We start from the raw sequence: 24825 nt of genomic DNA on the forward strand, positions 1-24825 counted from the left end.
GCCCTGGCGGCAGCGGGTCAGTAGAACTGCTGCCCGGTTCGTGCGGTCTCGATCCGGCGGAACACTTTCTCTCCACCGTTGACCCAGAGCCGGTGCCGGAGCGGGGACAGGATGTAGTCGTGGCAGCCCACAAAGTCGGTGACCGTCTTGGTGAAGCTGGTCTTGAACATGCCCATTCCGTACAGGTTGTGGGTCTTGTCCTTGATGCGGGCAGCCGGCGGGGTGCCGCAGAAGTCGTATTCCGTGCAGCCAAGTTCCTGCATCCGCCGGATGGCCGTCCACTGCACCAGGTGCGAGTCCCCGTACTGCTTGCGGTTCTGGGTGGAACCGCCGTCTTTGTACGTTGCCTTGCCCCCGTAGTTGATGACGAAGGCACCAACACTGGGTTTTCCGTCCTCGTAGGCGAAGAAAAAGTTGCCCTGGCCGCGGTTGCAGAACTCGTCCCAGAACCGCTCGTAGTACTCATAGCTGCGCAGGGGCATGGAACCCTTTGCGTTGACCGTGTTGGCCATCAGGTCGTACAGGGCCCGGTAGGTTTCCGGTCCCTGTTCCTGCCGGACCACCTGGCAGCCCTCGCGCTCTGCGCGCCGGATTGCGTTCCTGGCCCGGGAAGAGATGGCCTTAAAGACTTCCTCTTCCGTGCCGGAGATATCCAGCAGGGCGGTGGAATCGTTGGACTGGATGTTGGGGGCTTTGGCCAGGTGGGCTGCTGCCAGTTCCCGCTGCGCTTCGTCTGAGTCGATGATGTCCGGTTCCACTTTGATGGTGAACACCTTCAGCTTGCTGCTGCGGACCAGCTGCGCGCACGCTGCGAGGGCAGCGCCCAGGTCTGCTGCCCCTGCCAGGTCGGGGCCCTTGATGAGGTACCAGAGCCGTCCCAGGACGGGGAAGCTTTTCTCCAGCACCAGGTTATAGCTGGCGTTCCCGCCGCCTTCCAGCACCAGGAACCGGACTTTCCAGCCGCTTCCGTTCTTGACCGATGCGTAGGCGGCGGACTGCAGCATGTTGCCGCCGTTCGGGTTGGCCGTGACGTGCTTGTCCCAGTTTTCAATTTCCTCGGCTGTGGCAAAACGTGCGGTGAATTCTCGCAAGGGGGCCGTGTCCAATCGGGTTTGTGCGCGGTTTCGGTACTTCTGGATGCGTGCGGACATGCAGCCTCAAGTCTAAAGCCTCAGGCGCTCCCGGCTTTTCTCCGGCATGCCCGGGACGGCGGCCGTCCGGGTGTGGAGCGTCACCTTGACGGAGCTCAGGATGTTCAACAAGGGTTGGGGTATGAGGCCGGATGGGGAACAGAGCACCGCTCCCGCGGGCAGCGGCGGGAAGCCGTACAGTGCCGGGGTGCAGGCCGCCGCGCTTGCCGGCTTCCTGTTGGCGTCCTTGGTGGTGGCGGCGCTGGGCGGTTTGGCATCGGCGGCCAATGTCACTGGCTGGTATGCAGCCGCGGACAAGGCCCCCTGGTCCCCGCCCAATGGCGTGTTCGGTCCGGTGTGGACCATCCTTTATGCGGCAATGGCCCTCGCTGCATGGCTGGTTTGGCGTAAACGCACCGCTGGGACACGGCAGGCCATGGTGGTTTACGCCATCCAGCTGGCCCTCAATCTCACCTGGACCCCGGTCTTTTTCGCCCTTTACCCGGCTCTTGGCACGGCGGCCCTGTGGCTGGGCCTGGCCATCATTGTGGCCCTGGTCGCCGCGGTAACGGTGACGGTGCTGCATTTCGGTCCGATCAGCCGGACGGCAGGGCTGCTCCTGCTCCCCTACATCTCATGGCTGGTGTTCGCTGCCAGCCTCAATTGGTGGGCGGCAACTCACAATTAGGCGCACGGGCACCGCCCGTCCCGCCATTCGGTCAGGTGTCAGCGGGGTGTCAGCATTCGACGACGTTGACGGCGAGGCCGCCCATGGCGGTTTCCTTGTATTTGTCGCTCATGTCCTTGCCGGTTTCGCGCATGGTGATGATGACTTCGTCGAGGGAGACGCGGTGGGTGCCGTCGCCCCAGAGCGCCATTTTCGCGGCGTTGATGGCTTTCGCGGCGGCGATCGCGTTCCGTTCGATGCAGGGGACCTGGACCAGCCCGCCGATCGGGTCACAGGTCAGGCCGAGGTTGTGTTCCATCGCGATCTCGGCGGCGTTCTCCACCTGGGCCGGGGTGCCGCCCATGACCTCGGCCAGGCCCGCGGCGGCCATCGAGGACGCGGACCCGACCTCGCCCTGGCAGCCCACCTCGGCCCCGGAGATCGAGGCCTGTTCCTTGTAGAGCACCCCGACCGCGCCGGCGGCGAGCAGGAACCGCACCACCACATCGTCCCGGTCGGCCTGGGTGGCCTGGTCCATGCCCGGGGCGAAGTGCAGGGCGTAGAACAGCACCGCCGGGATGATCCCGGCCGCCCCGTTCGTGGGGGCGGTGACCACCCTCCCGCCGGAGGCGTTTTCCTCGTTCACGGCCAGCGCCACCAAGTTAACCCACTCCTGCCAATACCTCGGGTCGTAGTGGTCCTGCCCGTCCTGACCGTCATTGTCGGTGTCTTCGGGGCGGGCGGTTTCCTTCTTCAACCGCTCGTACCAGTCCGGGGCGCGGCGGCGGACCTTCAACCCGCCCGGCAGCACCCCCTCACGCTTGAGCGAGGTGGCCACGCAGTTCTCCATCACCGACCAGATATGCCCCAGCCCGGCCCGGATCTCCTCCTCGGACCGGGAGGCCTTCTCGTTCACGAACATCACGTCCGCGATGCCCAGCCCGGTCACCGCGCAGTGCTCCAGCAGCTCCGCCGCGGTCCGGAACGGCAGCGGCAACTCCTCTTTGGACGCGTCCAGTTCCTGCTGCGCGGCGTCCTCTTCACCCTCGCGGACGATGAACCCGCCACCGACCGAGAAGAACGTCGCCGCATGCACCACGGAACCCTCAGCGTCGGTGACGGTGAACGTCATCCCGTTCGTGTGCCGCGGCAGCACCGTCAACGGCCGCAACACCATGTCGCCCACCCCGTAGGGCAGCGCAACCGCACCGGCCAGGTTCAGGATCCCGGTCTCCGCGATCGAAGCCAGCCGCTCCTCCACCTCTTCGGGCAGGATCAGTTCCGGATGGAACCCCTCCAACCCCAACAGGATCGCGGTCATCGTCCCATGCCCGTGCCCCGTCGCCGCCAACGACCCATACAAATCCACCCGCAGCGACGCCACGTCCGCCAGCTTCCCCGAGGCCTTCAACTCCTCAGCAAACACAGCAGCAGCCCGCATCGGCCCCACAGTATGAGAAGACGAAGGGCCAATACCGATCGAAAAGAGGTCAAAGACACCAACAGCCATGTGCGTGGTTCCTAACTAATACAAGTGGTCGGGATGGAGCGGGCAGGACATCCTCTGCGTGCTCGGTCGCGAAGACGCCCGCTGAGCGGACGTGACGCTCCCTTAGACGCACGCTGCCGGATGCCCCACCCACTCCGCGGGCACGTCACCAAGGCGACGCAGCAAGCAGGTAACGTCGTGCCCACGAGCGCCGGCGGAGCCGGACTTTTCGAAAGCGTGCTCCCCACCGTCTCCCTAGCCTCGCAAGCTCGGCCAGGGAACCCTGACGGCGTGGGCCCAACGCAGGCGTGAAAATGTCCGGTCCGCCGTCGCGAAGGTGACCACGGGGTGGAACAAGGGACTACTCGGCGCGGCGGTAGAAGGGGAGGTCGACGACTTCGAAGGGTTCTGCCTTGCCGCGGAGATCGATGTCCAGGGCTGTGCCGGGTGCCGAGTACTCGACGTCGACGTAGGCCATGGCGATCGGGTAGCCGAGGGTGGGCGAGGGCTGGCCGGAGGTGACTTCCCCGACCGTAGCGCCGTCCTTGAGCACGGGGTAGTGCGCACGTCCGGCGCGGCGGCCCTTCCCTTTGAGCCCCACGAGGCGGCGGCCGGAGGTGGTGCCGGCACCGGCTTCCTTCTTTGCTGCCAGCGCAGCCTTGCCAACAAAGTCGCCTTCCTTGGAGAGCGCGACGACGGGGCCGAGGCCTGCAGCGAACGGGTCACCCTGCAGGGACAGTTCGTTGCCGTACAGCGGCATCCCCGCCTCCAGTCGAAGCGAGTCGCGGGAGGCAAGGCCGGCCGGGGTCAGCTCCCCGTCGTCGGCGATGGCGACCAATGCCTGCCACAGTGCCGGGGCGTCTGCGTTGTCCACGAAGATCTCGAACCCGTCCTCACCGGTGTACCCGGTACGCGCGAGCAGGAGTTCCTTGCCGGCGCCGCCCACCAGGAACGGAACCTCCACGGCGGCGTAGTACTTCAGCTCCGTCACCAGGGAGTGCTGTGCGGCCGGGACCAGGCGAAGCAGGAGTTCCTGGGCCTTGGGGCCCTGCACTGCGATCAGCGATGTCCGGGCCGAGGCGTCCTCCACCTGCACGTCGAACCCTGCGGCCCGTTCGTGCAGGGCCGCCGCCACCACCGCGGCGTTGCCCGCATTGGGCACCACCAGGAAGACGTCCGTGCCGTCTCCAGCGGCGGGACGGCGGTAGGTGATGAGGTCGTCGATGATGCCGCCGTCCTCGTTGCAGATCAGCGAGTACTTGGCCTTGCCCACGGCCATGGAGGAGATCTTTCCCACCAGGGCGTAGTCCAGGAACGCGGCGGCCTGCGGCCCGGTGACCCAGACTTCGCCCATGTGGGAGAGGTCGAACAGGCCGGCGGTGCTGCGGACGGCGTGGTGTTCAGCCAGTTCGGAGCTGTACTTCAATGGCATCTGCCAGCCGCCGAAGTCGGTGAAGGAGGCGCCAAGCTTTTTATGTTCGTCGTAAAGGGCGGTGTATTTCTCGGTCACGGTGCCGGTCCTTTAGTTTTCGAACTCTTCGAGCGGCGGGCAGGAGCAGATGAGGTTCCGGTCTCCGGCGGCGCCGTCGATCCGGCCCACCGGCGGGAAGTACTTGTCCTGCTTGTGGTGGGCAGGGAACGCCGCCTGCTCGCGCGGGTAGGCACGGTCCCAGTCCGAGCTGACGACGGCGGCTGCCGTGTGGGGTGCGCGGCGCAGGGGTGAGTCCGCTACGGCAAAGTCGCCGTTGGCCACCTGGTCGATTTCCTTGCGGATGGTGATCATGGCTTCGATAAAGCGGTCGATCTCGGCCAGGTCCTCGGACTCGGTGGGCTCTACCATCAGGGTGCCGGCCACCGGGAAGGCCAGGGTGGGGGCGTGGAAGCCGAAGTCGATGAGGCGCTTGGCCACATCCTCGGCCGTGACACCGGTCTTGGCAGTGAGGTCGCGCAGGTCCAGGATGCATTCGTGCGCTACGAGGCCGCCTTCACCGGTGTACAGCACCGGGAAGTACTCGTTCAGCCGGGCTGCGACGTAATTGGCAGCGAGCAGCGCGGACTTGGTGGCCTCGGTGAGCCCTTCCCCGCCCATGAGCTTCACGTACGCCCAGGAGATCGGCAGGACGCCGGCCGATCCGAAGCGGGAAGCCGAGATCGCGACCCCGTGGCCTTCCTCATGCGCTGCCTTGTTGGCGTCGCCGGGCATGAACGGCGCCAGGTGGGCCTTGGCCGCAACAGGTCCGACGCCGGGTCCACCGCCGCCGTGGGGGATGCAGAAGGTCTTGTGCAGGTTCAGGTGGGAGACGTCGCCGCCGAACTTGCCGGGCTGGGCCAGTCCCACCAGGGCGTTCAGGTTGGCGCCGTCGATGTAGACCTGGCCGCCCGCCGCGTGCACGGCGTCGCAGACCTCACGGACGTCCCCGTCATAGACGCCGTGGGTGGACGGGTACGTGATCATGATGCAGGACAGGACGTCCTTGTTCGCTTCGATCTTGGCCGTCAGGTCATCGTGGTTGATGGTGCCGTCAGCGGCCGTGGCAACGACGACGACCTTCATGCCGGCCAGGACGGCAGAGGCGGCATTGGTGCCGTGGGCGGAGGCGGGGATCAGGCAGACGTTGCGCTGCTCTTCGCCGCGGGAGTGGTGGTAGCCGCGGATGGCCAGCAGGCCGGCGAGCTCGCCCTGGGAACCGGCATTGGGCTGGATGGACACCTGGTCGTACCCGGTGATCGCGGTCAGGTCCGCCTCCAGGTCGGCAATCAGTTCACGCCAGCCTTCGGTCTGGGAGTCCGGGGCAAAGGGGTGGATGGAGGCGAATTCCGGCCAGGAGATGGCTTCCATCTCGGCGGTGGCGTTCAGCTTCATGGTGCACGAGCCCAGCGGGATCATGGTGCGGTCCAGCGCCAGGTCCCGGTCCGACAGCTTCCGGATGTAGCGCAGCAGCTGGGTTTCGGACCGGTGCGTGTTGAACACCGGGTGCTGCAGGTAGTCGGAGGAACGTCCGACGGCGGCCTCCAGTCCGAAGCCTTCAGCCGCGGCAACGGAGGCCCCAAAGACGTCCGCGACGTCGGCGACGATGGCCGCCGTCGTGGTTTCATCGAGCGAGATGCCCACGGTATCGGCGTCGATGGAACGCAGGTTGATGCCGCGCGCTTCGGCATCGGCGACAAGCGCGGCAGCGCGTCCGGGGACGCGGACGGTAAGGGTGTCGAAGAAGCTCGTGTGCAGCACCTCCACACCGGCAGCCGCCAGCGAGGCCGCCAGCACCCGGGCGTGGCCGTGCGTCGTTTCCGCAATCGCCTTCAGCCCGTCGGGGCCGTGGTAGACGGCGTACATCGAGGAAACGATGGCCAGCAGGGCCTGCGCCGTGCAGATGTTGGACGTGGCCTTTTCACGGCGGATGTGCTGCTCGCGGGTCTGCAGCGCCAGGCGGTACGCGGGAACCCCTGCGTCGTCCTTTGACACACCCACCAGGCGGCCGGGCAGCGACCGCTCCAGGCCCTTGCGGACCGCCATGTATGCGGCGTGCGGGCCGCCGAAGAACAACGGCACCCCGAAGCGCTGCGTGGAGCCGACGGCGATGTCGGCGCCCTGCTCGCCCGGAGGAGTGATCAGGGTCAGTGCAAGCAGGTCAGCGGCCACGGTGACCAGTGCGCCGCGCTCCTTCGCCGCCGCAATAGTGGCGGACTGGTCCCAGACCCGCCCGGAGGCACCGGGCTGCTGGAGCACGATGCCGTTGATGTCGCCGTCGGGCAGGCCGTTGGACAGGTCGGCGACCTCAACCTCGAAGCCGAGCGCCTCGGCGCGGCCCTTGACGATGGCGATGGTCTGCGGCAGCACGTCGATGTCCAGGACAGTCTTGCCGTCCGCTGCAGGCTTGGTCTTGTTGGAGCGGCGCATCAGCAGCACGGCCTCGGCCACGGCGGTGGCTTCATCCAGCAGCGAGGCGTTGGCGATCGGCAGGCCCACCAGGTCCTGGACCATGGTCTGGAAATTCAGCAGTGCCTCGAGCCGGCCCTGGGAAATCTCGGGCTGGTACGGGGTGTAGGCGGTGTACCAGGCCGGGGCCTCGAGGATGTTCCGCCGGATGACAGCAGGGGTGATGGTGTCGTAGTAGCCCTGGCCGATCAGTTGCACGGCCGTCTTGTTCTTGGCGGCGAGCCTGCGCAGTTCCGCAAGGACTTCAACTTCGCTGAGGGCATCCTGCAGGCGGAGGGCTGTTTCCTGGCGGATGACTTTGGGTACGGCGGTGTCCACCAGGGAATCGACCGTGCCGTAACCAACGGCTTTGAGCATGGCGTCGACGTCGTCCTGGCGGCGTGCGCCAATGTGGCGGTCTACGAAGGTGGTGGAGGCTGGGGTAACCGACACGAAGGAACTCCATTTATTCAGGCGGCGCAGGGTACGCCACAGCTATTCGGGTCCCTCCCCGCTCTGTATTGGACCTGAGAGTTTCCGCGTTGCCTGGCTGGGCAGGACCCGCTTGCACCGTCGGTGAGCACAACAGCCGTTTCGCTTCCCCCAAGGGAGGCCGGACAACTGCCTGCTGCTTTCCAGAGGTGCCTCGCCGCGGCGGTACAGGGGCCTGCGAGATTCCTGGGGAGGATTTGCTCCTACGGCGCCTGCCTGTACTTCCGGCAGAACTCTCCCGCCGCAGATCAAAGGCTATTCATTTGTTGATGATGACGGCCGGTGACAGCCCTCACAACTCTCCATTGTCCTACGCCACAAGCCCTCCCGGCAAATGGAAAGCTACCTGCGGAGCCGTTCCAAAGCAGCCAGGAGTTCCTCCACATCGGCGGCCGCTCCGCCTTCCGGCGCAGGGCCCACGGAAAGCATGGCATTGAAGTACAACCCGTCACCCATATACAGGACAGCCTTGGCCAGGCCGTGCCCCACATCTGCTGCGATCTCGTCCAGCCACCGCTGCTGGATGGCGGCGAACCGGCGGCGGGTCTCTTCATGTGCCACCTCGGCAAGCCGCGTGGCAGCCACGATGACCCGGTCAAGCGGAGTATCCGCCCAGACGGAGGAGCGGATGAAATACGCGGCAGCACCTTCGCTGGCGGAAGCCATCGCGTCGGCGTCCTGCCTGGCCAGGCCTTCCAGGCGGTCAAGCAGCACGGAGATGAGCGCTTCCTTGTTGGGAAAGTGATAGAGGAGGCCGCCTTTGGACACCCCGGCCTTCCGGGCTACGGCGTCGAGGGTTGCAGCGCGCTCCCCCACGTCGATCAGCAGGGACTCGAAGGCGTCAAGGACCGCATCACGGGCTACAGGCTTTCGGGGCATGCCTTCCATCATGCCCTCCACCGGCAGGGAAGAAGGAATGGCTGCGTTTTCAAACTGTACCGTCCAGACGGTACAGTTATTGCATGACGACTTCCATCAGCCCGGCCCCCACCCAACGGGACAGCACCGCCGCGCGGCCTCCGTGGCGGGATTGGCTTGCGCTGGGGCTGCTGATGTTTCCCGTGCTGCTGGTGGCAGTGGACAACACTGCCCTGACGTTTGCCCTGCCCGCCATCGCACGCGCCCTGGAACCGACCGGCCTGCAGCTGCTGTGGATCGTGGACTCCTATCCGCTGGTCCTGGCCGGCCTGCTGGTGTCAATGGGAAGCCTCGGCGACCGGATTGGGCGGCGGCGACTGCTGGTCATCGGCAGCCTGGGCTTCGCCGGACTGTCCGCCGCCACGGCCTTCGCACCCACCCCGGAGTGGCTGATCGCCGGCCGCGCGGCGCTCGGGTTCTTCGGCGCCATGCTGATGCCGTCCACCCTGTCGCTGATCCGCAATATATTCCCGGAACCCAACCGCCGGCGGCTTGCAGTGGCCATCTGGGCGGCCGGATTCTCCGGCGGCGCCGCCCTGGGCCCCATCCTTGGTGGATGGCTGGTGGAGCACTTCTGGTGGGGCGCCGTTTTCCTGGTGGCCGTGCCCCTCATGCTGCCCCTGCTGGCGCTGGGGCCGGCCTTCATTCCGGAATCAAAGGATCCCGCGCCGGGCATGGTGGATATCCCAAGCGTCCTGCTCTCCATGCTGGTCATGGTGCCCGTGGTGTACGGCATCAAGTCAGTAGCCACCGAAGGCCCGGGCACGGCCGGGCTGGGCAGCATCGCCTTTGGTGTGGCCATGGGGATCGTGTTCGTGCGCCGCCAGCAACGCCTGGAATACCCCCTGCTGGACATGTCGCTGTTCCGGAACAGGGTGTTCAGCATGGCCATCAGCGCCAACATCCTGGCCCTGTTTTCCTTCAACGGATTCATCCTTTTCCTTGCCCAGCACCTCCAACTCCTGGAGGGGATGACGCCGTCCGCGGCGGGCATTGCCATGCTTCCAGCCCTGGCAGCCACAGTGGCGGCAGGCCTGGTGGTAGTCCCGCTGGTCCGGAAGGTCCGCCCCGGGTACGTAGTCGCCGCGGGCCTGTCCTTCAGCGCCGTCGGCTACAGCATGGTGGCCTTCGGAAAGCACGACGGCGGGCCTTCCCTGCTGCTGGCAGCACTGCTGGTCCTGGCGCTGGGCGTCGGCACGGCGGAAACCATCTCGAACGACCTCATCCTCGGCTCGGCCCCGCCGGCGAAATCAGGTGCTGCGGCGGCGATTTCCGAGACGGGCTACGAGGTGGGCTCGCTGCTGGGGACTGCAGTGCTGGGCTCCATCCTGACCGCGTCCTACCAGCAGAACCTCCGGCTGCCGGCAGGGCTGGAGGCCATGCTGCCCGGAGCCTCACTGCACAACGCCGGGGAAACGCTGGCCGGCGCGGTGGAGGCGGCCGGCCTGCTGCCGGAATCAGTCGCGGGGGCAGTCCGGGATGCCGCGGCCGCCGCGTTCGATTCCGGCGTGCACATCACGGCCGCAATTGGGCTGGCACTGATGGCGACGGCGGCAGTGCTCGCCGCCGTCGTGCTTCGGAAAGTTCCCAAAGCGGCCTAGCAGTACAACGGCAGTGCTGTCCGGGGCAAAAAGCGTCCTGCGCCGGGGCAACCCCGGCGCAGGACGCCCTGACGGATGTCCGCTACTTGGAGTCGGGGGCCGTGACCTTGGCGGTGGGCTTCATCTTCTCGGCCTGCACCATCCAGGCGAACTGCTCCAGCCTGGCGATGAACTCGTGCAGGAGGTCCGCGGAGGTGGGGTCTTCCTCATCCACTTCGTCATGGACCTTGCGCATGGTGCCAACGGCAGCTTCCATGGCGGCGACAATCCGCTCAATGGCATCCCCGGTGCTGATGAGCCCGTCAGGGAACTGGGCCAGGCTGGTGGTCCCGGCCACGGTGGAGCTGCGGCCGTCCGGAAGCGCGTGCAGGGCACGCATGCGCTCGGCGGTGTCGTCGGCGAACTGGCGGGCGGCGTCGACGATCTCATCGAGCTGCAGGTGGAGGTCGCGGAAGTTGGTGCCCACGATGTTCCAGTGCGCCTGCTTGCCCTGGATGTGGAGCTCGATCAGGTCCGCCAGGACGGCCTGCAGGTTGTTGGTCAGTGTCGGTGAAGCTTTCATGCGTCCTCCTCAATTGGTCCAGTACGGCAGACGCTACCAGCCGTGGGCGGCGCGGCGGCAGGGCCAAAGACAATTTCTCAGTGAGCTTACTAATTTCGAAAACCAGTCATAAACGAATGTGATTCATATTGCGTCTTGCATCACACGCCCGCCACCCCCATACTAAATGAACGCCATTCATATAGTGACCTCCGTCTCACAGCCTTCCAGAAAGTGGTGCCATGACAGAGACAATCCGCACCAGTACTGCCAAACCCGGTCCGCACGCCCACGCCCCCTCCGCGGACGGCGTCAGTGCCAAAGGACTCAAGGGCGGCCAGCTCGGGCTCCTGGCCGTCGTCGTGCTGGGCATTTCAACCATCGCCCCCGCCTACACCCTCACCAGCGCACTGGGACCCACCGTCAATGAAGCCGGCCTCCAGCTGCCCGTCATCTTCCTCATCGGGTTCATCCCCATGATCCTGGTCTCGCTGGCCTACCGGGAACTCAACGCCGACTCTCCGGACAGCGGCACCACCTTCACCTGGGTCACCAAGGCCTTTGGCCCGTGGGTGGGCTGGATGGGCGGCTGGGGCCTGCTGGCAGCAAACATCATCGTGCTGTCCAACCTGGCGGGCGTCGCCGTCGACTTCTTCTACCTCTTCCTGTCACAGCTCACCGGCTCCCCCGAACTGGCGGACCTGGCGGACAACAAAGCCCTGAACGTCATTACCTGCTTCGTCTTCGTGGCGCTGGCCGTCTGGGTCAGCTACCGCGGCCTGCACACCACCAAGCTGGTGCAGTACAGCCTGGTGGGCTTCCAGTTGCTGGTGCTGGGCCTGTTCGTCGTGATGGCCTTTGCCAACTGGTCCACCTCGGAAACGGCCATCCCGTTCAGCTGGGAGTGGTTCGATGTCACCAGGATCGAGACGTTCGGTCAGATTGCCGCCGGCATCTCCCTGTCGATCTTCGTGTACTGGGGCTGGGACGTCTGCCTCACCGTGAACGAGGAAACGGCCAACGGCAAGAAGACCGCCGGCGTGGCAGGCACCCTGACCGCCGTCATCGTCCTGGCCATCTACCTGCTGGTCAGCATCGCCACCATGATGTTTGCCGGCGTCGGTGATACCGGCAACGGCCTGAACAACGCTGAAAACCACGAAAACATCTTCACCGCACTGGCCTCCCCCATCATGGGCCCGTTCGCCATCCTGATGTCCCTCGCCGTGCTCTCCAGCTCCGCTGCGTCCCTGCAGTCAACCTTCATGTCGCCGTCGCGCAGCCTGCTGGCCATGGCCCACTACGGCGCACTGCCGGAACCCTTCAGCAGAATGAGCAGGAAGTTCGCCACGCCGGGCTTCGCCACCATCGCCGCCGGCGTGATGTCAGCGGGGTTCTACGCAGTGATGCACGTGGTCAGCGAGAACGTCCTGAACGACACCATCCTGGCCCTGGGCCTCATGATCTGCTTCTACTACGGCCTCACCGCCCTGGCCTGCACCTGGTACTTCCGCCACAGCCTGTTCAACAGCGTGCGCCACTTCGTGCTGCGGCTGGTATGCCCGGTGGTGGGCGGCGTGGGCCTGTTCGTGGTGTTTGTCCAGACCGCCGTGGACAGCCTGGCACCGGAGTTCGGCAGCGGTTCCGAGGTGTTCGGCGTGGGCCTGGTGTTCATCCTGGGCGTCGGCATCCTGGCCCTGGGCGCCGTGGCCATGCTGGTCATGTCCCGCACTCACCCGGGCTTCTTCCGCGGCGAAACCCTTAAGCAGGACACCCCTGCGCTCGTCGTTCCGGAATAGCCGCCAGCCCAGAAAGGTGCCGTGCCCCCGCCAGGGGCACGGCACCTTTTGTGTTGACGACGCCGGATGGCTCACCAGTAGTGCGCCACGTCGACCACCAGGCGTGAGCCGGAGCCCGGGCCGTCGAGGGTGAACACCCGGAACGGCAGCCGGGCACGGACGCCGAGCCCGATGGTGGTCTGGCCCTCGAAGCTTCCGGCCCAAACCACCTGGCGGAAGGTCTGGTAGCCCGAAACGTTGGAGAGCTCAGCCTTGTCGGCAGGGGTGTAGGTGGGCTGGCCGTTGTTGTCATAGGCCGGCGCCTTGACGACGACCTGCAGCCGGGCGCCGCCCCGCGTTGGCACCACTGCTCCCGAGCCGTCCTGGATGATCTGGGGGACGTAGCGGACCGTGTAGCCGGGGGCCGGCGCGCCGCTTAGGTCAACCACCAGCCGGTCAAAGCAATAGTGCTGCCCGGTCCGGACATTGGTCACGGGTGCGCCGCCCATGGCGCCGTCCGACTTCATCAGCGAACCCCACGTGAGTCCGCAGTACGACGTGGTTGCCGAGGCGGCGCCCGGAACCACCAGGCCCAGGCCTGCAGCCAGCAGGACGGCTGCGAGCCAGATGAAGAACTTTTTCATTGCAGTGCCATCCAAAATGAGAGCCATTGGATGCTTCCAGCGTAGGAGCGTTCGAGGGCGGAAACGAGGGGTCATTTTGGTAACGACGGCAGCACCGGGCCAAGCAGCCGGACCAAAGCAGCACAGGACAAAGAAGCGCCGGCCACCTCGTGTGAGGTGGCCGGCGCCGGGAAACCAGGATGGAGATTTAGCCTTCGCAGTCGCGGCAGTACTTCAGGCCGTCCTTTTCGCGGGCAACCTGCGACCGGTGGCGGACCAGGAAGCACGACGAGCAGGTGAACTCGTCAGACTGCTCGGGAACCACAATGACGGTCAGTTCCTCGTTGGACAGGTCGGCGCCGGGCAGGTCGATACCTTCAGCGGTGTCGTTCTCGTCGACATCGATAACCGCGGTCTGCGCGTTGCCGCTCCGTGATGCCTGGAGGGCCTCGAGAGAGTCGGCCGGCGACTCTTCTTCCTGCTTGCGTGGAGCATCGTAATCGGTAGCCATAGCATGTTCACTTTCGTTGCTGCGCAGCGCCATTTCAGGCACCTCAGTGAAGCAGTTTAGGGCATTATCCCGCTACCGGCGCAATAGTGTGCTTAACCAGACATTGGGCCGGTTTCTGCCGTTGTTCCTGCGTGCACCGAGCGGGCGTGGCCGGCTCCGATGGACACCCCGCTCAAGGCCGGCAGCCAGCCCCACCGGGTGGCGTCAGCCATGGCGCCGGCGGCGTCCGTTTCGGAGTCGAAAGTGAGGGTGTCCAGCAGCCAGCCGCGGAGCCGGACGAACAGGGTAGGCGTCATGCCTGAAACCTACGCAGCTATTGTTGTGGCCACGTTTCGCCGCCGTCTCCTCCGGATTAATTCCGCGGCCCCGGCGTTACCGCACCGGCGGGGCCGTGCTGCTGCGCAGGATGAGCTCGGGCTCCACAACAAGGGTCCGCGGGCCGCCCGTGCCATCGAACGCAGTGAGCATCATGTCCATGCACCGCCGGCCCAGTTCTTCAAAGTCCTGCCGGACCACCGTCAGCGGGGGACTGAAATAGCCGGCTTCGGGCTGGTCGTCGAAGCCCACCACGGATACGTCCCCGGGCACCTTGATGCCTGCCTCATTCAGGGCACGCAGGACCCCGAGGGCCATCTGGTCGTTGCCGACGAAGAGAGCCGTGGCCCTGCGGCCGGCTGCCAGCCGCCTGCCGATCCCGTATCCGCTGCCCGCGCTCCAGTCGCCCTCGATGATCAGGTCTGCCTCGAGCCCGGCGGAGACCAGGGCTCCCCGCCAGCCCTCGGCGCGGGCTACGGCGTCGATCCAGTCCTGTGGCCCCGCGACGTGTCCGATCCGGACGTGCCCCTGCCCGATGAGGTGTTCCACTGCCAGTTCCGCGCCGCGGCGCTGGTCCACCTTGACCCCGCCTACGGAGTCATTTCCGTTGGGACCGACGGCCACCACCGGCACTCCAATGGGCAGTTCCGCCAGGGCGGCCAGCGTCTCCAGGTGCGGGACGATCACTACTATTCCGTCCACCGACTGGTCCAGGAAGTGCCGGACGGCGTCCAGGATCGCGTCCCGGTTGACCTCCCGCAGCGCCGCGACGCTGACGAAGTATCCTGCGTCCCGTGCAGCACGTTCCACTCCCAGCAGGGTGTTGGCAGGGCCGTACTGCGAGAGCTCGCTGCCCAGGACGCCGATGGTCTGCGAGCGCCGGGTGACCAGGCTCCGCGCGGCGGTGTTGCGGCGGTAGCCGAGTGCGGCAATCGCCGCTTCCACCTTGCCGCGGGTGCCGGAGCTGACATTGGGGTGGCTGTTGACCACCCGTGACACGGTCTGGTGCGAAACCCCGGCCAGTTCCGCCACGTCCTCGAGCGTTGGCAGCCGGGGTGGCCTGCCGTCCGTCACGGGGTTCCGCTCCATGGCAGCCGCCGGGGCCGGCACCTCAGCCGTGCCACTGGGTCAGATCCCGCCGGCCAGTTTGTAGTAGGCGGCGTTCCAGTTCAGGTCCTTCTTGAACTGGCGGATGGTGGTGCCTTCGTCGATGGTGAGCAGTTCGGTTTTGGCGATTTCGGCGAAGTCCTCGAAGACGTCCATGCCCACCTGGGTGGAGAGCACGGTGTGGTGGGCGGCGCCGGCGGTCAGCCAGGCGGCGGCCGAGGTGGCGAAGTCCGGCTTCGGCTCCCACAGGGCGCGGGCCACGGGGAGGTTGGGCAGCGGCTGGTCCAGGGGAACGACGTCGACGGCGTTGGCCACCAGGCGGAAACGGTCCCGCATGTCGGACAGGGCGACGACGACGCCCGGCGAGGCGTCGGCGTCGAACACCAACCGGACAGGGTCTTCCTTGCCGCCGATACCCAGGGGGTGGATTTCCAGCCGCGGCTTTGCTGCCGTGAGGGAGGGGCAAACCTCGAGCATGTGGGCGCCCAGGATCTTTTCGGAGCCGGGTTCCAGGTGGTACGTGTAGTCCTCCATGAGGGATGCGCCGCCGGGCAGGCCGGCGCCCATCACCTTGGCGGCGCGGACCAGGATGGCGGTCTTCCAGTCGCCCTCGGCGCCGAACCCGTACCCGGCGGCCATGAGCCGCTGCACGGCCAGGCCCGGCAGCTGGCGGAGGGCACCGAGGTCCTCGAAGGACGTGGTGAAGGCGGCGGAGCCGTTGCCTTCCAGGAAGCTGCGCAGGCCCAGTTCGATCCGGGCGCCATACCGCAGCGATTCGTGCCGGGCCGCGCCTGCGCGGAGCTCCGGCACCACGTCGTAAAGGTCCTCATACTCGGCCACCAGGGCGTCGACGTCGGACTCTGCAGCACCGTGGACGGCGTCCGCGAGCTCGTTGACGGACCAGGTGTTGACCGCGACGCCGAAGCGCAGCTCGGCCTCGGTCTTGTCGCCTTCGGTCACGGCGACGTTGCGCATGTTGTCGCCGAAGCGGGTGAGCTTCAGGCTCCGGACGGCGGCCCAGCCGGCGGCGGCGCGCTGCCAGGAGCCCACCTGGCGTGCCACCTCGGGGTTGGAGACGTGCCCGACGACGGTCTTCCGGGCGATGCCCAGGCGGGACTGGATGTAGCCGAATTCGCGGTCGCCGTGGGCGGCCTGGTTCAGGTTCATGAAGTCGAAGTCGATGTCCGCCCACGGCAGGTCGCGGTTGGCCTGCGTATGCAGGTGCAGCAGGGGCTTGCGCAGCAGGTCCAGGCCCTGGATCCACATCTTGGCCGGGCTGAAGGTGTGCATCCAGGCCGTCACTCCGATGACCGAGTCATCCGAGTTTGCCTCCAGGGCGGTGCGCCGGATGGCATCGGAGTCGGTCAGGACCGGCTTCCACACGATCCGCACGGGAACCGACGAGGAGGCATTGAGCTGGTTGGCGATCTCCTGCGACTGGGCGGCCACCTGCTTGAGGACTTCCTCCCCGTAGAGGTGCTGGCTGCCGGTGAGGAACCAGACTTCGTAGCCGTCGAGGGAGGTGTTTGCTGCGGTGCTCATGGATTCTCCTGGGAAGAGTCTTGGGCCGGTTATTGGCCGTAAACGTTCTGGTAGCGGGCGTAGAGGGAGTCGATGTGGTCCTGGTTGATGGGCAGCGGCTCGCCCAGTTGCCGGGAAATGTGGACGGTGCGGGCCACTTCCTCGCACATGACGGCGGCCTTCACGGCGGACCGGGCATCCTTGCCGATGGTGAACGGGCCGTGGTTCTGCATCAGGACCGCCGGGGATTTGGAATTCTTCAGCGTCTCCACGATCCCGTGGCCGATCGAGTCGTCGCCGATCAGCGCGAACGGGCCCACCGGGATGGAGCCGCCGAACTCGTCCCCCATCATGGTCAGCACGCACGGGATGGCTTCGCCCCGGGCGGCCCAGGCGGTGGCGTAGGTGGAGTGGGTATGCACCACCCCGCCCACCTCCGGCATGTGCCGGTACACATAGGCGTGCGCGGCGGTGTCCGACGACGGCGACAGCGGCGGGTTGCCCCAGTCCACCGTGCCGCCCCCACCAAGGTTGGTGCCCCTGACCGGGGTGCCGTACAGGTCGGTCACGATCATCTGCTCCGGGGTCAGGTCCTGGTACGAGACACCGGAGGGCTTGATGACCATGAGGTCGGTGCCGGGCACGCGGGCGGAGACGTTGCCCGCGGTCCACACCACCAGGCCATACCGGGTCAGCTCGGCGTGCAGGGCGCACACCTCCGCCCGGACACGGGCGATGGTTTCCAGGAGGCCGGTTCCGGCGCCTGCTGAGGCGCTCATGCGGACACCTCCACGGGTGATTCGGACACGGAGCCTGCGCCGGAGAGGCCGGTGCGCGCGGCTTTGCGCTGGATGGCCTTGAGCCGGTGCATGACGTCGTTGCCGCCCCTGCCGAAGTAGTCGTGAAGGGCCTTGTATTCCTGGAACAGTTCTTCGTAGGCGGCCGCGTTTTCGGGAATTGGCGTGTAGACCTCCCCGGGCTCGGCACCCATGGCCGCGGCGGCCGCACGGATGTCCGCGTATTCGCCCGCTGCGACAGCAGCGTGGATGGCCGATCCCAGGGCCGGACCCTGTTCCGAGCCGATGGTGGACAGCTGCAGGCCGGTGGCGTCTGCGTAGATCTGCATCAGGAGCCTGTTCTTGAGCAGGCCGCCGGCCACGATGAATTCCTTGACCGGAACCCCGGCGTCGCGGAAGGCGTCCACGATGGTGCGGGTTCCAAAGGCGGTGGCTTCCAGCAGCGCGCGGTAGGTGTCCTCGGGCCTTGTGGCCAGGGTCTGGCCCACCACAATGCCCGAAAGCTCGTGGTCCACCAGGACCGAACGGTTGCCGGAATGCCAGTCGAGCGCGATCAGGCCGTGCTCTCCGATGGCCTGCCGGGAAGCCAGTTCGGTGAGGTACTCGTGGATCCCCAGTCCGACGTCCTTGGCAGCCTGGTGGTATTCGGGCGGGACGCCGTACTTGGTGAACCAGCCGAAGATGTCGCCCACGCCTGACTGTCCGGCCTCGTAGCCCCACAGGCCCGGCACGATTCCACCATCCACGGCACCGCACATTCCCGGCACCTCGCGCAGCTCGCTGCCGTTCATGACGTGGCAGGTGGAGGTGCCCATGATCGCCACCAGCTGGCCGGATTCCACAGCCTTCGCGGCCGGGGCCGTGACATGGGCGTCAACGTTTCCCACGGCCACCGCGATGCCCTCGGGCAGCCCCGTCCAGGCGGCTGCCTCCGCCGTCAGGGTGCCGGCGGCGTCCCCCAGCTGGCCGATGGTGTGCTCCAGCTTGGAGCTGACAAAGTCCTTGAAGTCCGGGTTCAGGGCAGCCAGGAACTCTTCGGACGGATACCGGCCGTCCTGGTAGATGCCCTTGTAGCCGGCAGTGCAGGCGTTGCGGACATACCGGCCGCACAGCTGCCAGACGATCCAGTCCGCAGCCTCCACCCAGTGGTCCATCGCGGCGTAGGCCTCCGGGTCCTCCTCCAGCAGCTGCAGCCCCTTGGCGAATTCCCATTCGGAGGAGATCAGGCCCCCGTAGCGGGGAAGCCAGTCCTCCCCCCGTTCAGCGGCAAGCCGGTTGATCCGGTCGGCCTGGCCCTGCGCAGCATGGTGGCGCCAGAGCTTTACATAGGCGTGCGGGCGGTTGGCGAAGCCGGGCAGTTCGTTGAGGGGCGTGCCGTCCGACTTGACCGGAACCATGGTGCAGGCAGTGAAATCCGTGGCAATGCCGACGACGGCGGCGGGGTCGATCCCGGCGTTCGCCACCGCGGCGGGGACGGCGGTCCGCAGGACGTCCCGGTAGTCGTTGGGCACCTGAAGTGCCCATTCCCCGGGAAGGCGGGCGCCGTCGTCGCCCGCGGTGTCCCGGGGCAGGACGTCGGTAACCACCGCGTGGGGGTACTCATGGACGGCGCTGCCCAGTTCCTTGCCGTCGCGGACACGCACCACCACGGCACGGCCTGAAAGGGTTCCGTAATCCACCCCGATGACACAATGGTCATGGTGGGACTCGGAGCCGGGAGTGAACAGCGCATCTGGCATGGGGTTGCCTCCGTCCGGGAGGCTTAGGCCTCATTACCGGGTTTGTAGGGGTCAGGGTGTAGCTACGTGCTGCAGCAAGTGTGAACGCTAACAAAGAAGAAGTCAATGAAGCCGAAAAGTTTCCGAAATTCCTGCCGGGCAGTCTTGTTAGCGTTCACAAACCGGTCTATATTGAACCGACACATCAACAATGTGGCCAGGACCAGGGAGCACTGGTGCTGCCTGGTCCACCAACACTTCGCGGCAGTGCTGCCGCGGAAGGAGAAAATGGTGAGAATCAAAAAACTGATGGGCGCGGTGGCCCTTGTCCTCGCCCTGACGGTGGGCGCCACAGGTTGCGGCTCCCGCGGCGGGGCCAGCGAACCCAGCGGTGCCGCCAAGCCCAGTGATTCACTGGTAGGCATTTCAATGCCCACGCAGACATCCGAACGGTGGATCGCTGACGGCGCCAACGTGGAGAAGTCCCTGAAGGACCTCGGCTACAAGACGGACCTGCAGTTCGCCAATGACGATATCCCCACGCAGGTGTCGCAGATCGAGAACATGCTGACCAAGGGCGCCAAGGCCCTGATCATCGCCGCCATTGACGGCACCACCCTGACTGACGTCCTGGCCAAGGCCAAGGAGCAGAACGTCAAGGTCATCGCGTACGACCGCCTCATCAACGGCACGCCCAACGTCGACTACTACACCACGTTCGACAACTACACCGTTGGTGTCCAGCAGGCCACCTCGCTGCTGACCGGGCTGGGCCTCGTTGATGCCAGCGGCAAGAAGGTGGACGGCAAGGGCCCCTTCAACATCGAGCTTTTCGCGGGCAGCCCCGACGACAACAACGCCAACTTCTTCTGGACCGGCGCCATGGACACCCTCAAGCCGTACATGGATGCCGGCACCCTGAAGGTCCCCAGCGGACAGACCAAATTTGAGCAGGCAGCGATCCTCCGCTGGCAGGCACCCGTGGCCCAGAAGCGCATGGAGGACATCATCACCTCCGCGTACAGCTCCGGCACCAAGCTGAACGGCGTCCTGTCCCCGTATGACGGCCTGTCCATCGGCATCATCTCGGCCCTCACCAGCACCGGCGGCTACGCCAAGGGAAGCCTGCCCGTAGTAACCGGCCAGGACGCCGAAAAGGGTTCCGTGAAGTCCATCGTCGCCGGCGAGCAGTACTCCACCATCTTCAAGGACACCCGCCAGCTCGGCGCGCAGGCCGTCAAGATGGTTGATGCTGTCCTCAAGGGCCAGGAACCGGAAACCAACGACACCAAGACCTACAACAACAAGGTCAAGGTTGTCCCGGCCTTCCTGCTGAAGTCCGTGATCATCACCAAGGACAACTACAAGAAGGAACTGATCGACTCGGGTTACTACAAGGACTCCGACGTCAAGTAGTCAGCGCCCGGGGGCTGTGGCCGGACCTCCATCCGGCCACAGCCCCGCCCGCAGCCTCCTGCAGCAGCAGGAAGGCCCAGCTTCGACCAGTCAGTGGGAATTGACGATGAACACACCCATTCTTCAAATGCGAGGAATCACCAAGACGTTCCCGGGCGTGAAAGCGCTGCAGGACGTCACCCTGGATGTGAACCGTGGCGAGGTCCACGCCATCTGCGGTGAAAACGGGGCCGGCAAATCAACGCTCATGAAAGTGTTGTCCGGCGTCTATGCACACAACACTTTCGACGGGGAGATCCTGTTCGAGAACGAACCCTGCAACTTCTCCAGCATCTCGGACAGCGAGAAGCGCGGGATTGTCATCATCCACCAGGAACTGGCCCTGAGCCCGTTCCTCTCCATCGCCGAGAACATCTACCTGGGCAATGAACAGGCCACCAATGGATGGGTGGACTGGCGCAAGACCAACCTCGAGGCAGCCAAGCTGCTGGCCCGCGTTGGCCTGGACGAGAATCCTGTCACCCCCGTGCAGCACATCAGTGTCGGTAAGCAGCAGCTGGTGGAAATCGCCAAGGCATTGTCCAAGGAAGTGAAGCTGCTGATCCTGGACGAGCCCACGGCCGCCCTCAATGACGAGGATTCCGGCCACCTGCTGGACCTGATCCTCCACCTGAAGGGCCAGGGCGTCACCAGCATCATCATCAGCCACAAACTCAATGAGATCCGCAAGGTGGCGGACGCCGTCACCATCATCCGGGACGGCAGGACTATCGAGACCCTGCGGCTCGACGAAGGCCAGATCACCCAGGAGCGGATCATCCGCGGCATGGTGGGCCGGGACCTGGAGAGCCTGTACCCGGACCGCGAGCCGCGAATCGGCGAGGAAGTGCTGCGGATTGAGGACTGGTCCGTGCGCCACCCCCAGGACCACAGCCGCATGGTGGTCAACAACGCCAACCTCCACGTCAGGAAGGGCGAGGTGGTGGGCCTTGCCGGCCTCATGGGTGCCGGCCGCACCGAACTTGCCATGAGCGTCTTCGGCCGCACCTACGGCACCGCCACCTCCGGCAAGGTCTACAAGTACGGCGAGGAAATCAACACCGCAACGGTGTCCGACGCTATCAGGCACGGCATCGCCTACGCCACCGAGGACCGGAAGCACTACGGGCTGAACCTCATCGAGGACATCAAGCGGAACATTTCCCTGGCAGCCCTGCGTAAGCTCGCCAAGGGCGGCTTCGTGGACAAGAACCAGGAAACCGTGGTGGCCAACGGCTACCGCACGAGCATGAACATCAAAGCCCCGTCGGTGGCCGCCATCACCGGGAAGCTGTCCGGCGGAAACCAGCAGAAGGTGGTACTGAGCAAATGGATGTTCTCCGACCCGGACGTACTCATCCTCGATGAGCCCACCCGCGGAATCGATGTCGGGGCCAAGTACGAGATCTACACGATCATCGCCAAACTCGCGGCCGAAGGAAAAGCCGTGATTGTGATTTCCTCGGAGCTCCCCGAGCTCCTGGGCATCTGCGACCGAATTTACACCCTCGCTGCCGGGCACATCACCGGTGAGGTGCCCATCGCCGAGGCCACACAGGAGACCCTGATGCACTACATGACCAAAGAGAAGGAATAGCGAAATGTCCGCCCTACGAGAATCGCTCGGATTCCTCACCAGCCGCCTCCGCCAGGTCGGCATCTTCGTTGCCCTGATCCTGATCGTCCTGCTGTTCCAGGGACTGACGGGCGGGATCCTGCTGGAACCGCAGAACGTCACCAACCTGGTGGTCCAGAACAGCTACATCCTCATCCTGGCCATCGGCATGGTGATGGTGATCATCGCCGGGCACATCGACCTTTCCGTCGGGTCGGTGGCCGGGTTCATCGGCGCCGTGGCCGGTGTCATGATCGTGCACTGGGGCTGGCCGTGGTGGGCCGCCATCCCAGCCTGCCTGCTGGTCGGCGCCCTCGTAGGTGCCTGGCAGGGCTACTGGATCGCCTACGTGGGGATCCCGGCCTTCATCGTCACGCTGGCGGGCATGCTGATCTTCCGGGGGCTGACCCTCATCACCCTGAAGAACCAGCAGATCACCCCCTTCCCCGCCGAGCTGCGGGCCCTGGGCGGAGGATTCCTCCCGGACATCTCCGGCGGCACCTCCGTGCTGGAATGGCTCACCGTCATCCTGGGCGTTGGCGCCACGGTTGCCCTGCTGATCCAGGCGCTCAAGGAGCGCAGGATCCGCCGGAAGTTCGATCTCGAAAGCGAACCCCTGGTCTGGTTCGTCATCAAGACCGCCTTCACGGCCCTGCTCATGCTCGTCATCACCTTCCTGCTGGCGTCCTACCGGGGCACGCCGATCGTCCTGGTGGTGCTGGCCGCACTGGTAATCGCCTACACCGCCCTGATGAACAACAGCGTCTTCGGGCGCCACACGTACGCCATCGGCGGCAACCTCCACGCAGCTGAGCTGTCAGGCATCAAGACCAAGGCCGTTACCTTCCGCCTCTTCGTGAACATGGGCGTCCTGGCCGCACTGGCCGGCCTGGTCTTCACTGCCCGCCTCAACTCGGCACAGCCGGCCGGCGGAACCGGCTTCGAACTCGACTCCATCGCCGCGGCGTTCATTGGCGGCGCCGCCGTCACCGGCGGCATCGGAACAGTGGCCGGAGCCATGATCGGCGGCCTCATCATGGGTGTCCTCAACAACGGCATGTCCATCCTGGGCCTGGGCACCGACTACCAGCAGCTCATCAAGGGCCTGGTGCTCCTTATCGCCGTCGGCTTCGACATCTTCAACAAGAACCGCAGCGGTGGCGGCGGCAACATTGGCAAGCGCTTCAAGCTCAAGACCAGCCCTCCGCCGGCAGCAGAGAAGCCGGCGCCTGCCGCCAGCGAAACGGTGGAGGCAGGCATCAAGTAGGAAACACCCCACCCGTGCACCTGTTGGCCCCCGCCGCCCCGGACCGAGTCCTGGCAGCGGGGGCCTTCCTGCGTGCGCCCGTGGCGGTTCCGGGCAACTGCTCAGGGCGCGGCCACGCCGGTTGCCGCATCTGCCGGCGAGCGCCGGCGGCGGCTCAGCACGATGAAGGGGGCCGCCAGCAGCTGCACCGCGCCGCCCAGGGCCAGTGACGCCGGGTAGCCGTAAAGGTCCGCGGTCCTCCCGAGCAGCGGCTGCACCACCACTCCCCCGCTGGACCCCATGAGCGAGGCGAAGCTCAGGACGGTGGCCCGCTGCTTCGAGGCGATCATGTCGTTGAGGTACGCCTGGCGCACGGGGGTGCCGGCGGAGGCAACCACCGCCCAGAGCGCCAGGAGCACCAGGGCCAGCCAGAAGATGTGGGTGGCCAGGAGCACCACCAGGACCACGGAGCTGGTGATGGTGGAGGCGATCAGTACCGTGGTGCGCCGGCGGACCAGCTTCCGGACCAGCGGGGCAAGCCAGCCGCCCACGATGTCCGCGCCGGCAACGATGGCTGCTGCCAGGCCTGCGATGGCGTAGGCCCTGGGATCGCCGAAGAGCTGCAGAAGGTAGGGCTGGAGTGCGTAGAAAACGTAGAATCCCACGCCCTCCGTGAACGGGGCGGCCAGCATCATGAACCGCACCGGGGGGTTCTTCAGTCCGCCGTCCACCGAGGCCTGCAGGACTGCGCGGGTGGCCTGCAGGGGGTGCGCCGACCGCTCGGGGGTGAAGCCGACGTCGTGCATGAGCAGGAAGGCAACAGCGAACATGGCCACCAGCACCGCGACGCGCAGCAGGAACGGCACGCCCAGGTTGGTGGCCTGGGCAATGACCCCGCCCGCTACTGACCCGGCCAGCATGGCGATGCCGGAAACCATCTGGCCCCGGCCCAGGACGGCTTCGAGGCCACCGTCGTAGCCGGAAAAGTGGAGGGCATCCACCAGCCAGGCCTCCACGGCCCCCGAGAAGAAGGTGAAGCCAAGGCCCAGGAGTGCAGACACTGCTGCCCACCACCAGAACGGAGCCGACAACTGCCACAGCAGGTAGTACAGGTAGGTGGACCCGGCCAGGGTCACAGTGCCCAGCAGGAAGGACGTGCGGCGTCCCCAGCTGTCGGCCACCACCCCGGTGGGCACCTCGAAGAGAACCATCCCTGCCGTGAAGAAGGCGTTGGCCGCGAAGGCCTCCAGGTTGGTGAGCCCGGCATCGAGCAGGAAGAGCGTATTGATGCCCCAAATGAACGACGCCGCAAGGGTGTTTCCCAGCGTCAGCGTCAGGTAGACGTTCTGGATCTTTCGTGCTGCGGCGTTCACCGGCGGCCGTTC

Annotated in this window: 20 protein-coding genes and 1 riboswitch; of the genes, 6 read left to right on the forward strand and 14 right to left on the reverse strand. The window is 66.0% G+C overall.

The features are described from left to right. Nucleotides 1–17: 17 nt before the first annotated feature. On the reverse strand, nucleotides 18–1151 hold the full coding sequence (locus tag BACI349Y_RS15445; protein ID WP_159632872.1) for a lipid II:glycine glycyltransferase FemX: 1134 nt from the start codon (nucleotides 1149–1151) through the stop codon (nucleotides 18–20). A gap of 121 nt (nucleotides 1152–1272) precedes the next feature. On the opposite strand from BACI349Y_RS15445, the gene BACI349Y_RS15450 reads away from it, so the two are divergent. Next, on the forward strand, nucleotides 1273–1818 hold the full coding sequence (locus tag BACI349Y_RS15450; protein ID WP_159632873.1) for a TspO/MBR family protein: 546 nt from the start codon (nucleotides 1273–1275) through the stop codon (nucleotides 1816–1818). A 49-nt stretch (nucleotides 1819–1867) separates the two neighbouring features. Here BACI349Y_RS15450 and BACI349Y_RS15455 read toward each other — a convergent pair whose 3' ends face one another. From BACI349Y_RS15455 to BACI349Y_RS15470, 4 genes are all read right to left on the reverse strand, one after another. Beyond that, a complete protein-coding gene (locus BACI349Y_RS15455) occupies nucleotides 1868–3307 on the reverse strand; it encodes an L-serine ammonia-lyase (protein WP_159632874.1) in 1440 nt (479 codons plus the stop codon). 340 nt (nucleotides 3308–3647) lie between these two features. After that, entirely contained in the window at nucleotides 3648–4796 is a 1149-nt protein-coding gene (gcvT, locus tag BACI349Y_RS15460; RefSeq protein WP_159632875.1) for a glycine cleavage system aminomethyltransferase GcvT, read from the reverse strand. A 12-nt stretch (nucleotides 4797–4808) separates the two neighbouring features. Next, nucleotides 4809–7655, reverse strand: coding sequence for an aminomethyl-transferring glycine dehydrogenase (gcvP, locus tag BACI349Y_RS15465; RefSeq protein WP_159632876.1), 2847 nt, complete (start codon nucleotides 7653–7655; stop codon nucleotides 4809–4811). Nucleotides 7656–7847: 192 nt separating this feature from the next. Continuing rightward, a riboswitch (glycine riboswitch) is annotated at nucleotides 7848–7945 on the reverse strand. Nucleotides 7946–8036: 91 nt separating this feature from the next. Next, nucleotides 8037–8573, reverse strand: a complete 537-nt coding sequence (locus tag BACI349Y_RS15470) for a TetR/AcrR family transcriptional regulator (RefSeq protein WP_159632877.1) — start codon at nucleotides 8571–8573, stop codon at nucleotides 8037–8039. A gap of 83 nt (nucleotides 8574–8656) precedes the next feature. Here BACI349Y_RS15470 and BACI349Y_RS15475 point away from each other — a divergent pair, with 83 nt between their 5' ends. Then, nucleotides 8657–10213 carry an MFS transporter gene (locus BACI349Y_RS15475; RefSeq protein ID WP_159632878.1) on the forward strand — a complete coding sequence of 519 codons (1557 nt, stop codon included), beginning with the start codon at nucleotides 8657–8659 and terminating at the stop codon, nucleotides 10211–10213. 82 nt (nucleotides 10214–10295) lie between these two features. On the opposite strand, the gene BACI349Y_RS15480 is transcribed toward BACI349Y_RS15475, so the two are convergent. Then, complete coding sequence (locus tag BACI349Y_RS15480) at nucleotides 10296–10775, reverse strand: Dps family protein (protein ID WP_159632879.1); 480 nt, start codon at nucleotides 10773–10775, stop codon at nucleotides 10296–10298. A gap of 221 nt (nucleotides 10776–10996) precedes the next feature. Between BACI349Y_RS15480 and BACI349Y_RS15485 the strand changes: the two genes are divergently transcribed. After that, a complete protein-coding gene (locus BACI349Y_RS15485) occupies nucleotides 10997–12553 on the forward strand; it encodes an APC family permease (RefSeq protein ID WP_159632880.1) in 1557 nt (518 codons plus the stop codon). A 71-nt stretch (nucleotides 12554–12624) separates the two neighbouring features. On the opposite strand, the gene BACI349Y_RS15490 is transcribed toward BACI349Y_RS15485, so the two are convergent. The 7 genes from BACI349Y_RS15490 to araB form a co-directional block, all read right to left on the reverse strand. Next, entirely contained in the window at nucleotides 12625–13176 is a 552-nt protein-coding gene (locus tag BACI349Y_RS15490) for an AMIN-like domain-containing (lipo)protein (protein WP_159632881.1), read from the reverse strand. A 187-nt stretch (nucleotides 13177–13363) separates the two neighbouring features. Beyond that, nucleotides 13364–13666, reverse strand: coding sequence for a DUF4193 domain-containing protein (locus tag BACI349Y_RS15495; protein WP_018762118.1), 303 nt, complete (start codon nucleotides 13664–13666; stop codon nucleotides 13364–13366). A 92-nt stretch (nucleotides 13667–13758) separates the two neighbouring features. Beyond that, a complete protein-coding gene (locus BACI349Y_RS15500; RefSeq protein WP_159632882.1) occupies nucleotides 13759–13962 on the reverse strand; it encodes a hypothetical protein in 204 nt (67 codons plus the stop codon). A 76-nt stretch (nucleotides 13963–14038) separates the two neighbouring features. Then, nucleotides 14039–15070, reverse strand: coding sequence for a LacI family DNA-binding transcriptional regulator (locus tag BACI349Y_RS15505; RefSeq protein ID WP_159632883.1), 1032 nt, complete (start codon nucleotides 15068–15070; stop codon nucleotides 14039–14041). Nucleotides 15071–15109: 39 nt separating this feature from the next. Then, entirely contained in the window at nucleotides 15110–16630 is a 1521-nt protein-coding gene (gene araA, locus BACI349Y_RS15510; protein WP_159632884.1) for an L-arabinose isomerase, read from the reverse strand. A gap of 29 nt (nucleotides 16631–16659) precedes the next feature. Further along, a complete protein-coding gene (locus BACI349Y_RS15515) occupies nucleotides 16660–17388 on the reverse strand; it encodes an L-ribulose-5-phosphate 4-epimerase (RefSeq protein WP_159632885.1) in 729 nt (242 codons plus the stop codon). Further along, the gene (gene araB / locus BACI349Y_RS15520) at nucleotides 17385–19145 is read right to left on the reverse strand and encodes a ribulokinase (RefSeq protein WP_159632886.1); all 1761 of its coding nucleotides are present in this window, start codon (nucleotides 19143–19145) and stop codon (nucleotides 17385–17387) included. The genes BACI349Y_RS15515 and araB overlap by 4 nt, the downstream gene beginning before the upstream one ends. 267 nt (nucleotides 19146–19412) lie before the next feature. Between araB and chvE the strand changes: the two genes are divergently transcribed. From chvE to mmsB, 3 genes are all read left to right on the forward strand, one after another. After that, nucleotides 19413–20540 carry a multiple monosaccharide ABC transporter substrate-binding protein gene (gene chvE / locus BACI349Y_RS15525; protein ID WP_201302459.1) on the forward strand — a complete coding sequence of 376 codons (1128 nt, stop codon included), beginning with the start codon at nucleotides 19413–19415 and terminating at the stop codon, nucleotides 20538–20540. Between the two features lie 106 nt (nucleotides 20541–20646). After that, nucleotides 20647–22176: a multiple monosaccharide ABC transporter ATP-binding protein gene (mmsA, locus tag BACI349Y_RS15530; RefSeq protein ID WP_159632887.1), complete on the forward strand. Its 1530-nt coding sequence runs from the start codon at nucleotides 20647–20649 to the stop codon at nucleotides 22174–22176. 4 nt (nucleotides 22177–22180) lie between these two features. Further along, a complete protein-coding gene (mmsB, locus tag BACI349Y_RS15535; RefSeq protein WP_159632888.1) occupies nucleotides 22181–23461 on the forward strand; it encodes a multiple monosaccharide ABC transporter permease in 1281 nt (426 codons plus the stop codon). Nucleotides 23462–23562: 101 nt separating this feature from the next. Here the strand turns inward: mmsB and BACI349Y_RS15540 are convergent, their stop codons facing one another. After that, complete coding sequence (locus BACI349Y_RS15540) at nucleotides 23563–24813, reverse strand: MFS transporter (RefSeq protein ID WP_159632889.1); 1251 nt, start codon at nucleotides 24811–24813, stop codon at nucleotides 23563–23565. Between the last annotated feature and the right edge of the window lie 12 nt (nucleotides 24814–24825).

This window comes from Arthrobacter sp. 8AJ (genome assembly GCF_902506025.1).
In the GTDB taxonomy this organism is placed as follows: domain Bacteria; phylum Actinomycetota; class Actinomycetes; order Actinomycetales; family Micrococcaceae; genus Arthrobacter.

What these genes read in the sequence shown, in the direction of transcription:
- BACI349Y_RS15490 (WP_159632881.1), bottom strand. Translation starts at nt 13,176, where the DNA reads ATGAAAAAGTTCTTCATCTGGCTCGCAGCCGTCCTGCTGGCTGCAGGC.
- BACI349Y_RS15500 (WP_159632882.1), bottom strand. Translation starts at nt 13,962, where the DNA reads ATGACGCCTACCCTGTTCGTCCGGCTCCGCGGCTGGCTGCTGGACACC.
- BACI349Y_RS15475 (WP_159632878.1), top strand. Translation starts at nt 8,657, where the DNA reads ATGACGACTTCCATCAGCCCGGCCCCCACCCAACGGGACAGCACCGCC.
- chvE (WP_201302459.1), top strand. Translation starts at nt 19,413, where the DNA reads ATGGTGAGAATCAAAAAACTGATGGGCGCGGTGGCCCTTGTCCTCGCC.
- mmsB (WP_159632888.1), top strand. Translation starts at nt 22,181, where the DNA reads ATGTCCGCCCTACGAGAATCGCTCGGATTCCTCACCAGCCGCCTCCGC.
- BACI349Y_RS15455 (WP_159632874.1), bottom strand. Translation starts at nt 3,307, where the DNA reads ATGGCTGTTGGTGTCTTTGACCTCTTTTCGATCGGTATTGGCCCTTCG.
- BACI349Y_RS15470 (WP_159632877.1), bottom strand. Translation starts at nt 8,573, where the DNA reads ATGCCCCGAAAGCCTGTAGCCCGTGATGCGGTCCTTGACGCCTTCGAG.
- BACI349Y_RS15445 (WP_159632872.1), bottom strand. Translation starts at nt 1,151, where the DNA reads ATGTCCGCACGCATCCAGAAGTACCGAAACCGCGCACAAACCCGATTG.
- BACI349Y_RS15450 (WP_159632873.1), top strand. Translation starts at nt 1,273, where the DNA reads ATGAGGCCGGATGGGGAACAGAGCACCGCTCCCGCGGGCAGCGGCGGG.
- araB (WP_159632886.1), bottom strand. Translation starts at nt 19,145, where the DNA reads ATGCCAGATGCGCTGTTCACTCCCGGCTCCGAGTCCCACCATGACCAT.
- BACI349Y_RS15515 (WP_159632885.1), bottom strand. Translation starts at nt 17,388, where the DNA reads ATGAGCGCCTCAGCAGGCGCCGGAACCGGCCTCCTGGAAACCATCGCC.
- araA (WP_159632884.1), bottom strand. Translation starts at nt 16,630, where the DNA reads ATGAGCACCGCAGCAAACACCTCCCTCGACGGCTACGAAGTCTGGTTC.
- BACI349Y_RS15495 (WP_018762118.1), bottom strand. Translation starts at nt 13,666, where the DNA reads ATGGCTACCGATTACGATGCTCCACGCAAGCAGGAAGAAGAGTCGCCG.
- BACI349Y_RS15505 (WP_159632883.1), bottom strand. Translation starts at nt 15,070, where the DNA reads ATGGAGCGGAACCCCGTGACGGACGGCAGGCCACCCCGGCTGCCAACG.
- mmsA (WP_159632887.1), top strand. Translation starts at nt 20,647, where the DNA reads ATGAACACACCCATTCTTCAAATGCGAGGAATCACCAAGACGTTCCCG.
- BACI349Y_RS15480 (WP_159632879.1), bottom strand. Translation starts at nt 10,775, where the DNA reads ATGAAAGCTTCACCGACACTGACCAACAACCTGCAGGCCGTCCTGGCG.
- BACI349Y_RS15485 (WP_159632880.1), top strand. Translation starts at nt 10,997, where the DNA reads ATGACAGAGACAATCCGCACCAGTACTGCCAAACCCGGTCCGCACGCC.